Source organism: Pseudomonas sp. PME37.24/006 (assembly GCF_055556635.1).
Genome location: NZ_JBVHNL010000004.1, coordinates 802,325 through 816,970 on the forward strand (window position 1 = coordinate 802,325; position 14,646 = coordinate 816,970).

The 14,646-nt window shown below is 61.7% G+C and carries 13 protein-coding genes; 10 read left to right on the forward strand and 3 right to left on the reverse strand.

The window, feature by feature from the left end; all coding sequences use genetic code 11:
- The first annotated feature begins 27 nt into the window (after nucleotides 1–27).
- From glmU to ACZ3GY_RS19835, 5 genes are all read left to right on the forward strand, one after another.
- Nucleotides 28–1,386, forward strand: coding sequence for a bifunctional UDP-N-acetylglucosamine diphosphorylase/glucosamine-1-phosphate N-acetyltransferase GlmU (gene glmU / locus ACZ3GY_RS19815; protein WP_465911688.1), 1,359 nt, complete (start codon nucleotides 28–30; stop codon nucleotides 1,384–1,386).
- A gap of 108 nt (nucleotides 1,387–1,494) precedes the next feature.
- Nucleotides 1,495–2,106, forward strand: coding sequence for a LysE family transporter (locus tag ACZ3GY_RS19820; RefSeq protein WP_465911689.1), 612 nt, complete (start codon nucleotides 1,495–1,497; stop codon nucleotides 2,104–2,106).
- Between the two features lie 131 nt (nucleotides 2,107–2,237).
- Entirely contained in the window at nucleotides 2,238–3,011 is a 774-nt protein-coding gene (locus tag ACZ3GY_RS19825; protein WP_465911690.1) for a DeoR/GlpR family DNA-binding transcription regulator, read from the forward strand.
- A gap of 10 nt (nucleotides 3,012–3,021) precedes the next feature.
- Nucleotides 3,022–4,860, forward strand: a complete 1,839-nt coding sequence (glmS, locus tag ACZ3GY_RS19830) for a glutamine--fructose-6-phosphate transaminase (isomerizing) (protein ID WP_465911691.1) — start codon at nucleotides 3,022–3,024, stop codon at nucleotides 4,858–4,860.
- A gap of 72 nt (nucleotides 4,861–4,932) precedes the next feature.
- On the forward strand, nucleotides 4,933–5,589 hold the full coding sequence (locus tag ACZ3GY_RS19835; protein ID WP_465911692.1) for a hypothetical protein: 657 nt from the start codon (nucleotides 4,933–4,935) through the stop codon (nucleotides 5,587–5,589).
- A 118-nt stretch (nucleotides 5,590–5,707) separates the two neighbouring features.
- On the opposite strand, the gene map is transcribed toward ACZ3GY_RS19835, so the two are convergent.
- On the reverse strand, nucleotides 5,708–6,493 hold the full coding sequence (gene map, locus ACZ3GY_RS19840; RefSeq protein ID WP_465911693.1) for a type I methionyl aminopeptidase: 786 nt from the start codon (nucleotides 6,491–6,493) through the stop codon (nucleotides 5,708–5,710).
- Nucleotides 6,490–6,702 (reverse strand): ParD-like family protein, encoded by a 213-nt coding sequence (locus ACZ3GY_RS19845; RefSeq protein WP_225836815.1) that lies wholly within the window; start codon nucleotides 6,700–6,702, stop codon nucleotides 6,490–6,492. The genes map and ACZ3GY_RS19845 overlap by 4 nt, the downstream gene beginning before the upstream one ends.
- A gap of 221 nt (nucleotides 6,703–6,923) precedes the next feature.
- Here ACZ3GY_RS19845 and ACZ3GY_RS19850 point away from each other — a divergent pair, with 221 nt between their 5' ends.
- The 5 genes from ACZ3GY_RS19850 (at nucleotide 6,924) to ACZ3GY_RS19870 (ending at nucleotide 14,084) form a co-directional block, all read left to right on the forward strand.
- Nucleotides 6,924–7,442 carry a sigma-70 family RNA polymerase sigma factor gene (locus ACZ3GY_RS19850; RefSeq protein ID WP_465911694.1) on the forward strand — a complete coding sequence of 173 codons (519 nt, stop codon included), beginning with the start codon at nucleotides 6,924–6,926 and terminating at the stop codon, nucleotides 7,440–7,442.
- A complete protein-coding gene (locus ACZ3GY_RS19855; protein ID WP_465911695.1) occupies nucleotides 7,439–8,365 on the forward strand; it encodes a DUF4880 domain-containing protein in 927 nt (308 codons plus the stop codon). Before ACZ3GY_RS19850 ends, ACZ3GY_RS19855 begins: the two co-directional genes overlap by 4 nt.
- Nucleotides 8,366–8,612: 247 nt before the next feature.
- On the forward strand, nucleotides 8,613–10,988 hold the full coding sequence (locus ACZ3GY_RS19860) for a TonB-dependent siderophore receptor (protein ID WP_465911696.1): 2,376 nt from the start codon (nucleotides 8,613–8,615) through the stop codon (nucleotides 10,986–10,988).
- Complete coding sequence (locus tag ACZ3GY_RS19865; RefSeq protein ID WP_465911697.1) at nucleotides 10,985–11,830, forward strand: alpha/beta hydrolase; 846 nt, start codon at nucleotides 10,985–10,987, stop codon at nucleotides 11,828–11,830. The genes ACZ3GY_RS19860 and ACZ3GY_RS19865 overlap by 4 nt, the downstream gene beginning before the upstream one ends.
- A 361-nt stretch (nucleotides 11,831–12,191) precedes the next feature.
- A complete protein-coding gene (locus tag ACZ3GY_RS19870) occupies nucleotides 12,192–14,084 on the forward strand; it encodes a PhoX family protein (RefSeq protein ID WP_465911698.1) in 1,893 nt (630 codons plus the stop codon).
- Between the two features lie 6 nt (nucleotides 14,085–14,090).
- Here the strand turns inward: ACZ3GY_RS19870 and ACZ3GY_RS19875 are convergent, their stop codons facing one another.
- Nucleotides 14,091–14,639 carry a TadE/TadG family type IV pilus assembly protein gene (locus ACZ3GY_RS19875; RefSeq protein WP_225836860.1) on the reverse strand — a complete coding sequence of 183 codons (549 nt, stop codon included), beginning with the start codon at nucleotides 14,637–14,639 and terminating at the stop codon, nucleotides 14,091–14,093.
- Between the last annotated feature and the right edge of the window lie 7 nt (nucleotides 14,640–14,646).

Consider the following 14,646-nt stretch of genomic DNA (forward strand, 5'->3'; position numbering starts at 1 on the left):
GCTGCGATTGCCAAGGAACCGCTCCCCATGTCCCTCGATATCGTCATTCTCGCCGCCGGCCAAGGCACCCGCATGCGTTCCGCTCTGCCCAAGGTGCTGCACCCGGTGGCCGACAAGCCAATGCTCGGTCACGTCGTCGACACCGCCCGCAGCCTGCAGCCACAGAGCATTCAGGTGGTGATCGGGCATGGCGCCGAGAAGGTCCGCGAGCGGTTGGCGGCAGACGACCTGAATTTCGTCATCCAGGCCGAGCAGCTCGGCACCGGCCACGCGGTGGCTCAGGCGCTGCCGCAGCTCAGTGCCGAAACCGTACTGATTCTCTACGGTGACGTGCCGCTGATCGAGACTGCGACCCTGCAGCGCCTGCTGGCTCTGGTTCATGACGACCAGTTGGGTCTGCTCACCGTCGAGCTGGCCGATCCGACCGGTTACGGGCGCATCGTGCGGGATGATCAGGGGGTGGTGCAGGCCATCGTCGAGCACAAGGATGCCAGCGAAGCGCAGCGGCAGATCCGCGAGGGCAATACCGGCATTCTCGCCGTGCCGGGCAAGCGTCTGGCCGATTGGCTGGGGCGGCTGTCGAACAGCAATGCCCAGGGCGAGTACTACCTGACCGACGTGATCGCCATGGCAGTGGCCGACGGCCTGGTGGTGGCCACCGAACGTGCAGCCGATGAAATGGAAGTGCTGGGTGCCAACGACCGCATCCAGCTGTCGCAGCTGGAGTGTCATTACCAGCAGCGCAACGCCCGCCGGCTTATGGCGCAGGGCGTCACCCTGCGTGACCCGCATCGTTTCGATGTGCGCGGTGATGTCACCGTGGGCCGTGATGTGACCATCGACATCAACGTGATCCTCGAAGGGCGGGTGATCATCGAAGACGATGTACAGATTGGCCCCAACTGCGTAATCAAGGACAGCACCCTTCGCAAGGGCGCCATCGTCAAGGCCAACAGCCACCTGGAAGGTGCCGAAGTCGGCGAGGGTGCGGATTGCGGCCCGTTCGCCCGTCTGCGTCCCGGCAGCGTGCTGGGTGCCAAGGCCCATGTGGGTAACTTCGTGGAGCTGAAGAATGCGGTGCTGGGCGAGGGCGTGAAGGCGGGTCACCTGACGTACCTGGGTGACACTGTCATCGGCGCGCGCACCAACATTGGCGCTGGCACCATCACCGTCAACTACGACGGTGCCAACAAGCACCAGACGGTGATCGGTGAGGATGTATTTATCGGCTCTAACAACTCGCTGATAGCACCTGTTGATATCGGTGCGGGTTCCAACACGGCTGCGGGCTCGACCATTACCAATGACGTGCCACCTAAAAACCTGGCCGTTGCCCGTGGCCGCCAGCGCAATATCGAAGGCTGGCAGCGCCCAGTCAAGAAGTAGGAGCCTGCGTTGAGCGGAGCGATACCCAGGAAATGGCCGCTGTGGATGAGGTTGTGGATAACCTCTGTATAGGTGCCTCGCGTAATCGCGCTACCTAGGAGTCAATGCATGTTCGGTGTAACGGATTACAGTGCTTTCGTGGCGGCCTTCATCGTTCTGCTGGCGATTCCCGGCCCTGGGAACCTGGCGCTTATCTTATCCACAGGCAAGGGCGGGATTCGCGGCGGTCTGGCATCGACGCTGGGCATCATCCTCGGCGATCAGGTTCTGATGTGGCTGGCTGTGGCCGGTGTGGCTGCTTTGCTCAAGGCTTATCCCGCTGCCTTCCATCTGGTGCAGTGGCTGGGCGCGGCTTATCTGATCTGGCTGGGCGCGCGGATGGTGCTGGCCAAGCCAGGCGCTGCGCCAACCCTGGATATAAAACCGCGCCAGTACCTGCGGCAGACCTTGCTGATTACTCTGTTCAATCCCAAGGCCATCGTCTTCTACATGGCCTTCTTTCCGCTGTTCATCGACCCGCAGCGCCATCAGGGCATGCTCACCTTCGGCTTTTTGGCCGTGACCATTGCGGTGCTGACCTTTCTTTACGGGCTGATAGTGGTGCTCTGCAGCCATTTGCTGGCAGAGCGCATGCGCGCCAACCCTCGCATTGGCAGAGGCCTCGAAAAGCTGGCCGGGCTGTTTCTGATCGGTTTTGGGGTCAAGCTGACCCTCAATTGAAAAGCTGGAGAAGTCCTGGAAAGCTGGAGTTGTGGATAACTTTATTGGCGAATTTGCTTGCCCGGTAACTTGACTCCAAAGCTTCGTTAGGTTTTGATTCGATCCATTATCTTTCGAATCGAAACTTAAGCATGTCGAAGCGCAACACACCGCAGCGCCGCCACACCATTCTTGCCTTGCTTGCCGAGCAGGGTGAGGTGAGCGTGGACGCGTTGGCCAAGCGCTTCGCGACTTCCGAAGTGACCATCCGCAAGGATCTCGCTGCTCTGGAAACCAATGGCCTGTTGCTACGCCGCTATGGCGGTGCGGTGCCGTTGCCCCAGGAACTGATCGTCGAGAGCAGTCAGCCGATTTCCCGCTACAAGCAGGCCATCGCCCGTGCCGGCGTGGCGCGGATTCGCGAGCATGCGCGGATCATCATCGACAGCGGCACCACCACGGCGGCGATGATTCCCGAACTGGGTCACAAGTCTGGCCTGGTAGTGATGACCAATTCGCTGAGCGTGGCCAACGCCTTGAGCGACATCGAGCACGAGCCGGTGCTGCTGATGACCGGCGGAACCTGGGATCCGCACTCGGACTCCTTTCAGGGGCAGGTCGCCGAGCAGGTGCTGCGCTCCTATGATTTCGATCAGCTGTTCATCGGCGCCGACGGCATCGACCTGCAGCGCGGTACTACTACCTTCAATGAATTGCTGGGCCTTTCACGGGTGATGGCCGAGGTGGCCCGTGAAGTGATCGTGATGGTCGAGAGCGACAAGATCGGCCGCCGCATCCCCAATCTCGAGCTGCCCTGGAGCAGCGTGCACACCCTGATTACCGATGAGCGCCTCGCTGATGAGGCGCGTGAACAACTCTTGGCCCGCGGGATCCAGTTGATCTGCGCGGTAGCTGACGCTTCCTGAGGAGAACGCTATGTGTGGCATCGTAGGCGGCATTGCCGAACGTAACATCACCGCTGTGCTGGTCGAGGGCCTCAAGCGCCTCGAGTACCGTGGCTACGACAGCGCCGGTGTGGCGCTGGTCGATGATCTAGGTGCATTGCAGCGTCGTCGTCGCGTCGGCAAGGTCAGCGAACTGGAAAGCGCGCTGAGCAGCGAGCCGCTGCCGGGTCGCCTGGGGATCGCCCACACCCGTTGGGCCACCCATGGCGTGCCGACCGAGAACAATGCTCACCCACACTTCTCCGGTGATCAGCTGGCCGTGGTGCACAACGGCATCATCGAAAACCACGGCCCGCTGCGCGAGCGCCTGCAGAGCCTGGGTTATACCTTCAGTTCCGATACCGATACCGAAGTCATCGTGCACCTGCTCGATCACACCCTGAAAACGCAGAGCGACCTCGCTGACGCTCTGAAGGCGGTGGTCAAGCAGCTCCAGGGTGCTTACGGTCTGGCCGTGATCAGCGCCGCTTGCCCTGATCGTCTGCTCGCCGCCCGCAGTGGCAGCCCGCTGGTGGTAGGTTTGGGCCTGGGTGAGAATTTCCTCGCCTCCGACCAGCTCGCCCTGCGTCAGGTCACTGACCGTTTCATGTACCTGGAAGAAGGCGATATCGCAGAGATCCAGCGCGACAGCGTGCAGGTCTGGGATACCAACGGTAATGTCGTTCAGCGGGAAGTGGTGCAGTACCACGAAGGCGCCGATGCGGCCGACAAGGGTGCGTTCCGCCACTTCATGCTCAAGGAAATCCACGAACAGCCCACCGTCGTGCAGCGTACGCTGGAAGGCCGCCTAGGCAGCGATCATGTACTGGTGCAGGCTTTCGGCCCTCAGGCTGCCGAGCTGTTCGCCAAGGTGCGCAACGTGCAGATCGTCGCCTGCGGCACCAGCTACCACGCCGGCATGGTTGCCCGTTACTGGCTCGAAGGGCTGGCAGGCATTCCCTGCCAGGTCGAAGTGGCCAGCGAGTTCCGCTATCGCCGCGTAGCTGTGCAGCCGGACACCCTGTTCGTCAGCATCTCTCAGTCCGGCGAGACGGCCGACACTCTGGCCGCCCTGCGCAACGCCAAGGCCGACGGCGGCTACCTGGCCAGCCTGGCCATCTGCAACGTCGGAATCAGCTCGTTGGTGCGTGAGTCCGACCTGACCCTGCTGACCCACGCCGGCCCCGAGATCGGTGTCGCTTCGACCAAGGCTTTCACCACTCAACTGGTCGGCCTGATGCTCCTGACCCTGGCTCTCGGCCAGGTCAAAGGTACCCTGGAAGCCGGTGTGGCTGCCGAACTCGTCGAAGAGCTGCGTCGCCTGCCGGCCCGCCTGGACGAAGCGCTGGCCATGGACAAGATCATCGAGAAGGTTTCCGAGCTGTTCGCCGAGAAGCATCACACCCTGTTCCTGGGCCGCGGCGCTCAGTACCCGGTGGCGATGGAAGGTGCGCTCAAACTCAAGGAGATCTCCTATATCCACGCCGAAGCCTATCCGGCCGGTGAACTGAAACACGGCCCGCTGGCCCTGGTGGATGCGGATATGCCGGTGGTGACCGTCGCGCCGAACAACGAGCTGCTCGACAAGCTCAAGTCCAACCTGCAGGTGGTACGCGCCCGTGGTGGCGAGCTGCTGGTGTTCGCCGATGAGCAGGCCGGCATGAGCAATGGCGAAGGCACCCACGTGGTGAACATGCCGCACATCCACGATGCCCTGGCGCCGATCCTCTACACCCTGCCGTTGCAGCTGCTGTCCTACCACGTGGCCGTGCTGCGCGGCACCGACGTCGACCAGCCGCGCAACCTCGCAAAATCGGTAACGGTTGAGTAACGGAAAATGTGCAGGCATATCGCGTAGCCTTGCAGATCTTTTTAGCTGGATCGGTCGTTAAGGAGTCGAGCATTGAGTCACAAGAGCAAAGCGATTCTCTGGGCCAGCATGGGGTTAAGCCTGTTGCTGTTGGTAGTCACGCTTCGTTTGTTCTCTGTCTGGGCGACGACGCTTCCGCTGGATGTGCCGGTACGGCTCGACCAGGACAGTACCCTGGAGTTTCCGGTCAAGGTTCGAACCCTCGAGTTCGATACCCTGGCTGTGGTGTTTTCTACCGGTGAGCTGCCGCTGTATACGGTGCGCAAGCTGTCTGGCGGACCGATCTGGGAAAATGAGCAGTGGGTCGAGTACCCACCAGCGCCGATGACGGTGTCCTGGAAGCTGCTGACTCCGGCAGGTGAGCGGGTGTCCGAAGGGCAGGGAGACGTAGGGCAAGAGTTAACTAGCTATGGCAGTGACGAGATTACTCGTGCCGTAGCGCGCATTCCCATGGAGCCTGGGGACTATCGCCTTCAGGTGAACGTGCTGACACCCGATGCACGCTTTGCTGAAGTAGCCACGCGGCTGGTGGTGGTGGCGCAAGGCAAGGGGCAAACCTGGCAATCGGGCGTTGCCTGGTGGGGCGCGATAATCTCGGGCGTGCTGCTGATTCCGCTGATGGTCATCTGTGGATTGTTGACCCTGCATCACTACACGCGCTGGCGTTACGGAGCACCTGCGGCGGATTGACTGGTGAGCCAGCAGCTTTCAGCGGAAGGGATGAGCGCGAGCCCTGGAAGCGTATGCGTGGTGCCAGCCCGAAATGCCAAAGGGGCTCCGATACAACGAGTGCTCCGCAATGGAGCACTCATTTGTGAATGTCAGCTGACAGTAAGTGATGTTCCTCAGGACGCAGCGTCAACACGCGTACACCATCACCGGTAACCGCTACGGTGTGTTCGAACTGCGCCGACAGCTGGCCATCACGGGTTACGACGGTCCAGCCATCGCGTTCGGTACGCACCCCAGGCTGGCCTTGGTTGATCATCGGTTCGATGGTGAAAACCATGCCTTCGCGCAGGGTCAGGCCGGTTTTTGCTTTGCCCCAGTGCAGCACCTCCGGCGGCTCGTGCATTTCCTTGCCGATGCCATGGCCGCAATACTCGCGAACCACCGAATAGCCATGGGCACGGGCGTGTCTTTCGATGGCGTGACCGATATCGCCCAGGCGGCCGCCCGGGCGCACGGCTTGGATGCCTTTCCACATTGCTTCATAGGTAACTGCGGCAAGCTGCCGGGCCTGTGGAGAAACCTCGCCGATCAGGTAGGTTTTGCTGGAGTCGGCGATGTAGCCGTTCTTCTCCAGGGTGATATCGAAGTTCACCAGGTCACCGCTTTGTAGAGTCTCGCCGGCACTGGGTACGCCGTGACACACCACCTCGTTGCGTGAGGCGTTCAGCGCATAGGCATAACCGTACTGCCCCTTGCTGGCAGGGCGGGCCTGGAGCTGCTGGACGATAAAGTTATCCACAAGGTCGTTGACCTGCAGGGTCGACATGCCCAGCAGACTGAGGCTATCCAAATGGCTGAATACGGATGCCAGCAGCCTGCCGGATTCCGCCATGAGGGCGATCTCTTCCGGCTTCTTGATCATACCGCTGCTTCCACATGGCGCGGGGGCACTACACCGGCAGCGCGCATCTCTGCGGCGATCACTTCGTTGAAACTCAGCGTCGGGTTCATCTCGCACAGCATGCCGATGCGGATCCAGAAGCCGGCCTGGGCGTTGATCGAGCGGCACGACACGCTGCTCGCCTTACGAATCTGGTCGTGCAGCTCATCTTCGATATTGACGATGCCCATGGGTGCTCCCGATATACGAAACGTATATGGATCATATATCAGCGCTCGAATCTCTGCCATTGCCGTGCTACCGGACGGATCGCGCGCTGGGCCGTATTTCCTGACTCTACCCGTCGGCTGATCTACGTCAGTGGTTGTAATAAGAACGATTCGCGAATAATGTGCGCGGTCGCCAGCATATCCACGCTGTTGTTTGCGCTTGTCGGCCTCGGAGGGCGTCCATGTCGCTACCTGAAACGGATTCCATCGTTCCGCTCGATGTTCTCTACGGCACGCACCACGGCTGGCTAAGTGGCTGGCTGCGGCGTTCGCTCGGCTGTTCGCAGCAGGCGGCGGATCTGGCTCAGGACACCTTCGTGCGGCTGCTGACGCGTGGCAAGCCGATCAGTGATCGCGCCCCGCGCGCCTTGCTGGTTCGTATCGCCCGTGGCCTGGTGATCGACCATTGGCGACGTGATGCGCTGGAGCGTGCCTACCTCGACGCATTGGCACATTTGCCCGAAGCCAGTCACCCGTCGCCGGAAGTACGCCACGAAGCACTAGAGTGCCTGGAGCGAATCGCCGCCTTGCTCGACGGCCTCAAGTCCGCCATACGTGAGGCCTTCCTGCTCTATCAGCTCAGCGGCCTGACCCATCAACAGATTGCCGAGCAACTGGGCATTTCCAGCCGTACCGTCGAGCGGCACGTGGCAAGCGCTTTGTTGCACTGTTACCGCGGCTGCTTCGAGGCAGCGTTGTGAGCGTAGCCGCCGAGCGTTTACCTGAGGCCATCGTATGCGCGGCCATCGAATGGCAGATGCGTCTGCGCGATCACGCTGGTGGCGAGGTGCATGAGCAACTGCAGGAATGGTTGGGGCGCGATGCGCGTCATCGACTGGCTTGGCAGCGCCTGCAGCAGATGGGTGGGCTGTTCCAGGCAAGCCAGCTGCCGGATGCCGCGCACACCATCCCCTTATTGCGCCGTGCCGAAGCCGACCTGGGCCGGCGACGCACGCTGAAGTTACTTGGTTTCGGCCTGGTGGCGGGCGGTGCCACGCTGTTGGTGACGCAGACCTCGCCCATCTGGCGGGCCGACTTCGCCACTGCGACGGGTGAGCGTCGGCGCATCAGCCTGGGCGCGGCTGCCGAGGTGGTGCTCAACACCGGCAGCGCTCTGGACGTAGAGGGGCAGGAGTTGATCCTGCGCGCTGGCGAGGCGCTGGTGGAGGGCGCGGACTGGCAAGCCCGCTGCCGTTTCGCCACCTGCCAGGGCCGCGATGCCAGCGTGCTGCTGCGCGAGCGTGACGATTACAGCGAGATTCGGGTGCAGCGCGGCGAAGTGCTGGTGTCCACCGCAACCGGCCAGTTGCGGCTGCGGGGCGGCGAGGGAGTCGGTGTTTCTGCGACCGGCACGACCACCCTCGGTCAAGGGCCTATCGACCCCTTTGCCTGGGCACGCGGTCTGCTGGTGGTCAGAGACATTCGCCTGGCCGACTTCCTGGGCGAAGCGGGGCGCTATCGAAAGGGGTGGCTGGGCTGCGATGCCGCCGTGGCCGATCTACATCTTTCCGGAGTTTTCCGCCTGGACGAGCCGGAAGTGATGTTGCGCAACATCACCCACCTGCTGCCGGTGAGGATCGTCGAGCGTACGCGCTGGTGGGTACGGGTGATGCCGGTGGCCTGAGGCCGACCGCGAGTGGCTGTTTGAAGGCGTAAGCGGACGGTGGATGCAGAGCTTTCTTTTTGTAGGAGGGGCTTTAGCCGCGAGCTCTTTGCTCTTCAATAGAGCTCGCGGCTAAAGCCCCTCCCACGAGATCGCGACCGTCCGCTTCCGACTTACAACCATAAATGAAACCCCGATTTTTAAATCGAATGTCGGACTTTTCCGGTTCGTCCGGTTAGAGGGAATCACTCTCTCAATGGATACCGTCATGCGTTCTGCCAGCCCCCTGCCGTTTCAGCCTCAGCCTCGTACATTGTCGGGTGCCATCTGCCTGGCGCTGGCCTTGCTCGGCGGCACGGCGAGCCTCACGGTGCAGGCTGCCTTGCCAGTTGCCGCTGCCGTCGCGCCGAGCATTGCGGCCGGGCCGCTGGAGCAGGCGTTGAGTGCGTTTGCCGAGCGCGCGGGCATCACCCTGTCGTATTCCCCTGATGTGGTTCGCGGTTTGAGTAGCCCGGGCCTTTCCGGTGGCGGCTCGCTGGAGGAAGGGCTGGCGACGCTACTCAGCGGCAGCGGCCTAGTGGCCCGCAAGACCACATCGGGTTACGTGGTTCTGCCAGGCAAGGCCGAAGCCAGTGTGCAGCTCGACGCCACCAGCATCCAGGCAGCGGCAACACAGAGTGCCTTCGAACCGGCGGGTGGTTATTTCGCCAACAACGCCAGCAGTGCGACCAAGAGCGACCGGCCGATCCTGGAAACCGCCCAGAGCATCAGCGTAGTGACGGCCGAGCAGATCGCCGATCGCAAGGTCAACCGGGTCGAGGATGCGGTCGCCTATACGGCGGGCGTGCGAGTTGGCGGCTCGGGCCTGGATCCGCGGTTCGACACCATCAACGTTCGTGGTTTCGAGACCACCCAGTCCGCGGATTTTCTGGATGGTCTGCGTCAGGCTGGCAGTGGTTGGTTAGCCTTGCCTTCTATCGAGGCCTACAGCCTGGAGCGCATCGAGGTGCTCAAAGGCCCGGCATCCGTGCTTTACGGACAGATAAGCCCCGGTGGTATGGTCAATCGGGTGAGCAAGCGGCCGAGCCTGTTGGCGAAAAACCAGGTCGAGGTGCAGGCCGGCAGCTACAACCACCGGCAGGGCCAGTTCGACATCGGCGGCAAGCTGGATGAAGAGGGCGACGTGCTGTTCCGCACTGTGGGCGTCTATCGTGATGCCGAGTATTCCATCGAGCAGATGGACAACAACACGCGCCTGCTGGCACCTTCGCTGAGCTGGCAGATCGACCCGGATACCAGCCTGACGCTGCTGGCCCAGTATCAGGAACGGCAGACGGCTGCGTCGCCGATGCTCTATCAGGATGGTGGCCGTCTTACCAACATCTGGCAGGGCGACGAGTATTTCGACAAGCTCGAGCAGCGCAAGTGGTCGATCGGCTACGAGTTCGAGCACGCTTTCAACGAGACCTTCAGCCTGCAGCAGAACCTGCGTTACGGTCAGTTGGATACCACCAACCAGTATCTGGATGTTGGGCCGGTTAGCGTCGACAACATTCTTCCTCGCAGCACCGCAGGTAGCTACGAGGATATGTCCACGTTATCCACAGATACTCGCCTGGTGAGCCGTTTCGCCACCGGCAATCTGCAGCACACCGTGGTTAGCGGGGTGGACTACGCCTGGCTCGACACGGCCCTGGTGTATGCCACGGGTGCTGCTCCGTCGCTTGATCTCGATGCGCCTGACTACCATCAGCCGATCTCTGACCCGGACAACATTCTGGTTGATAGGGACGGCCTTGAGCACCGTGCAGGCATGTACCTGCAGGATCAGATCGAGCTCGATCGCTGGCGCCTGTCCGCTGGGCTACGTCGTGACTGGGTGCATGCGCGCTCCAATGGCGACCAGTTCGGCGTAGACGTCAACAGCAAGACCAGCAATTCGGCTACTACCGGATCGCTAGGTGCGCTCTATCTGTTCGACAACGGCCTTGCCCCTTACGCCAGCTATGCGACCTCGTTCCTGCCGCAGAGTGGTTCCGACTCCGTTGGCAAACTGTTCGAGCCGAGCGAGGGCGAACAGTACGAGATTGGCCTCAAGTATCAGCCGCCGGGCAGCAGCACCCTGCTCACGGCCTCGTTGTACCACCTGACACAAACCAACGTGGTGACGCGGGATCCGGCAAACAGCAGCTTCCAGGTTCAGACTGGCGAGCAGGTTTCTCGCGGTCTGGAACTGGAAGCGGTCTCAGACCTGAGCGATAACCTGAGAATGACCTCGAGCTACAGCTTCAACGACGCCGAAGTCACCAAGGACAGTGACTATCAGGGCAAGGCGCCGAAGAACGTGCCGCGTCACATGGCATCACTCTGGCTGGATTACCGTCTGCCGTTCGGACTCGGCGTGTCGGGCGGTGCGCGTTATACCGGCAGCACCTACGGCAACGGCGACAACACCCTGAAGAACGAGGCCTACACCTTGATCGATGCCGGTGTGCACTACGACTTCGGCGGCGGCCTGGACGGTGTGCGCCTCGCTCTGAATGCCCGCAACCTCACTGATAAGCGCTATATCAATTGCCAGGACAGCAATTGCTACCGCGGCGAAGCGCGCAGCGTGGTCACCAGCCTGAGCTACAACTGGTGATCGCAGCAGGCTGGTGGCGTGCGTTGCTGAGCGCGGTTCTGCTGTGCAGCCTGGCGGTCGCCCAGGCCGAGCCGGTGGCGCTGGACGGTACCGAGCAATGGACGATGAAAAGCGCCCAAGGGCGCGAGTACCGCATCATGATCAGCCTGCCGGAGGGCGACGTGCCCCACACCGGCGGCTACCCGGTGATTTACCTGCTCGACGGCAATGCCTACTTTCCGGCCTTCCATGCCGCCAAGCGTGCCCAGGAGCGGCTGCGTGGTTCGATTCTGGTGGCCATCGGTTACCCGAGCGACACGCCCCTGGACTTCGAGCGCCGCGCGTTCGACCTGTCGCCGCCGCAACCCGCCGAGCGCAATACACCGGCGCAGGGTGGGCAGGATCTGTTCCTCGACTTCATCGAGAAACGCCTGATGCCCAGGGTCGCCGAGCGCTTCAAGGTCGATCAGGATCAGCGCAGCCTGGTCGGCCATTCCTTTGGCGGGATGTTTGGCATCTATACGCTGTTCACCCGGCCCGCGTTGTTCCAGCACGTGGTAGCGATCAGCCCGAGTCTGTGGTGGCGTGATCGCTACCTGCTGGAGCATGAGCAGGCTTTCTTCAGACGAGCCCACGCTGGTCAGCTGGATCTTATCCACAGCAGCCTGACGCTGTTGATAGGTGATCGTGAGGCGCCTCAGGGGATTCAGGATGCCCGCGCCCTGCAGCAGCGCCTGCAAGGTCTGTCGCAGTACGGGCTGCGTAGCGATTTCCATGTAGAGGCAGGCGAGGATCACACGTCGATAGTGTTTCGGGTGGCTTCGCGGGTGCTGGATGAGTTGATCAGCACGCGGCGCTATTGAGCCATGTGGTCTCGATAGCTTTGCGAATATAGATCGAAAACTATACAAAGCTTTGAAAGTCCCGTTATATATGGGCTACAGAATCTTATCCACAGATAGTTAAAGAGCTTGTTCAGAGTAGATGTGTATAACTGCTCCGAGCTGGTCAGATTCTGTACAGATATCTGAACGCCATAGTATGTGCGGCCTTTGGCCGAGAGCTACCAGGTTATCCACAGATTAAGTCACGGTAATTGTGAACATCGCTCTGCCTGTCGATAACTTCGCCGTGGCCAGACACGCGCTGCAACCACTCGTCATCCAATCGTCATGTTAGTGACATAGCGTCCCTGCGCATCAGGAAGAAAGCAGGAGCACCGTGATGCATGACGATCAATTGACTGACCTTGAACGTTTGACCCTTTCCCGACGCCGTTTCATCGGCGCAGGCGCGCTGACTGGCGCCGCATTGTTTCTCGGTGGTGGTCTGCTAGGCCGTAGCGTGTTGGCCGACTCGATCAGTGCAACGGTCGGCAGCCCGCTGCTCGGCTTCAACAACATTGCTGCGTCCGCGGCCGATACCATCACCTTGCCGCCCGGTTATTCGTTCAGCACATTGATCAGTTGGGGCCAGCCGCTGCATGCCAGTGGCCCGGCGTTCAAGGGCGATGGCAGCAACACTGCAGCCGAACAGCTGCAGCAGTTCGGTGACAACACCGATGGCATGAGTTTCTTTCCCTGGCCGGGCGACGCGGATCGCGCGTTGATGGCCATCAACAATGAATACGTGAATTACCGCTACCTGCTGGCTCACGGCGGTTTGCCGAAATCCACCGAGGACGTGCGCAAGGCGCAGAATGCCGAGGGCGTGACGGTGATCGAAGTGCGTCGCGGTGCCAGTGGCTGGGCGTTCGTTCAGGGCTCGCCTTACAACCGCCGGGTGCATGGCAACCTGCCGATGGACGTCAGCGGCCCGGCACGTGGCCACGAGCTGCTCAAGACCGCCGCCGACCCGGCTGGCATCGAGGTTCTCGGTACCTTCCAGAACTGTTCCAGCGGCCAGACCCCCTGGGGCACCTACCTGACCTGTGAAGAGAACTTCAGCGACTGCTTCGGCAGCAGCGATGCAGGCCTGCAGTTCACTGCCGATCAGAAGCGCTTCAGCGTGCTGCATGCCAGCGCGGAAAACGAATGGCACCACTTCGATCCGCGTTTCGATGTGGCGAAGACGCCCAACGAGTTGAACCGCCATGGCTGGATCGTCGAAATCGATCCGTTCGACCCGCAAGCCAAACCGATCAAGCGCACGGCCCTTGGCCGTTTCAAGCATGAGAACGCTGCCCTGACCACCACCCGCGATGGTCGCGTGGTGGTCTACATGGGCGACGATGAGCGCGGTGAGTTCATCTACAAATTCATCACCCGTGATCGCCTCGATCGCGGCAATGCCAAGGCCAATCGTCATCTGCTCGACCATGGCACGCTGTATGTGGCGCGTTTCGACGAAGGTAACGGCAATGCCGATCATCCCAAAGGTCGTGGCCGCTGGATCGAGCTGACGGCGGGCAAGAACGGCCTAAGCGCCGAGAAGGGCTTCGCCAGCCAGGCCGACGTGGTGATTCGTGCACGTCAGGCGGGTACTCAGGTCGGCGCCACGCGGATGGATCGCCCGGAGTGGATCACCGTCAGCCCGCAGGACGGCCAGGTCTACTGCACCCTGACCAACAACAGCAAGCGTGGCGAGGAGGGTCAGCCGGTCGGCGGACCGAACCCGCGAGCCAACAACCTTTACGGGCAGATCCTGCGCTGGCGCGAGCACGGTGACGATGCGGCCGCGGCGGATTTCGAATGGGATCTGTTCGTGGTCGCCGGCAACCCCGTTGTGCATGCCGGCACGGCTCAGGCTGGTAGCCATGCGATCAATGCCGACAACATGTTCAATAGCCCGGATGGTATCGGCTTTGACGGCGGCGGTCGCCTGTGGATCCAGACTGACGGCAAGTACAGCAACAAGGGTGACTACTCCGGCATGGGCAACAACCAGATGCTTTGTGCCGACCCCAAAACCGGCGAGATCCGCCGTTTCATGGTTGGCCCGGTGGGCTGCGAGGTGACAGGGCTGGCCTTTTCGCCGGACTACAAAACCATGTTCGTGGGCATTCAGCATCCCGGTGAAGAGGGCGGCTCGACCTTCCCGGATCATCGCCCCGGTGTCTATCCACGCTCCTCGGTGATGGTCATCAGCCGTGACGATGGCGGCGTGATCGGCGCCTGACGTTGTTTAGAGGGTCACCGTCGTGGCGCCGCGTATCACCACATTTCCGCCTTCCTCCGGGAGGCTGGGAATACTGATACCGAGCAACCTCAGGGTAGGCACGATGGCCCTCTGATCGCTGGCGCCCTCGTGGTTGTAGAGGCGTTGCAGGCACACGTGCAGCACGTAGCGTGGTGCGCTGGGATCGCGGGCATCGAGGGCGATATTGCCATAGGAGGGGTGGCCATTCTGGCCGGGCAGGCTGGTCCAGCTGAAACCGGCGGCATCCTGCTCCGGTGGTGGGCAGTTGCCACCCAGCCAGCTGTCCGGCAGCCAGCTGCGTTCCACCACACGGGTGACTTCCCGGCTGAGCAACTGGGTGTAGGCGGCGTTGCCGGGGTCGACCTGCAGGGTGGCGCGGGCGGCATCGGCGCTGACCTGCTTGAAGGTCAGCATCAGCAGCATGGGAATGCTGTAGGCGATGATCCCGTAGACCACCACGAAAAACACGCCGAACAGCATGGCGAATTCGATGGCCACGGCGCCTTGCTGGGTTTTTCGTTTGCTGCGTTTCACATCACAC

Bases quoted from the DNA above. Each gene is read 5' to 3' on its own strand.
- glmU (WP_465911688.1), top strand. From the start codon at position 28: ATGTCCCTCGATATCGTCATTCTCGCCGCCGGCCAAGGCACCCGCATG.
- ACZ3GY_RS19820 (WP_465911689.1), top strand. From the start codon at position 1,495: ATGTTCGGTGTAACGGATTACAGTGCTTTCGTGGCGGCCTTCATCGTT.
- ACZ3GY_RS19825 (WP_465911690.1), top strand. From the start codon at position 2,238: ATGTCGAAGCGCAACACACCGCAGCGCCGCCACACCATTCTTGCCTTG.
- glmS (WP_465911691.1), top strand. From the start codon at position 3,022: ATGTGTGGCATCGTAGGCGGCATTGCCGAACGTAACATCACCGCTGTG.
- map (WP_465911693.1), bottom strand. From the start codon at position 6,493: ATGATCAAGAAGCCGGAAGAGATCGCCCTCATGGCGGAATCCGGCAGG.
- ACZ3GY_RS19845 (WP_225836815.1), bottom strand. From the start codon at position 6,702: ATGGGCATCGTCAATATCGAAGATGAGCTGCACGACCAGATTCGTAAG.
- ACZ3GY_RS19850 (WP_465911694.1), top strand. From the start codon at position 6,924: ATGTCGCTACCTGAAACGGATTCCATCGTTCCGCTCGATGTTCTCTAC.
- ACZ3GY_RS19860 (WP_465911696.1), top strand. From the start codon at position 8,613: ATGCGTTCTGCCAGCCCCCTGCCGTTTCAGCCTCAGCCTCGTACATTG.
- ACZ3GY_RS19870 (WP_465911698.1), top strand. From the start codon at position 12,192: ATGCATGACGATCAATTGACTGACCTTGAACGTTTGACCCTTTCCCGA.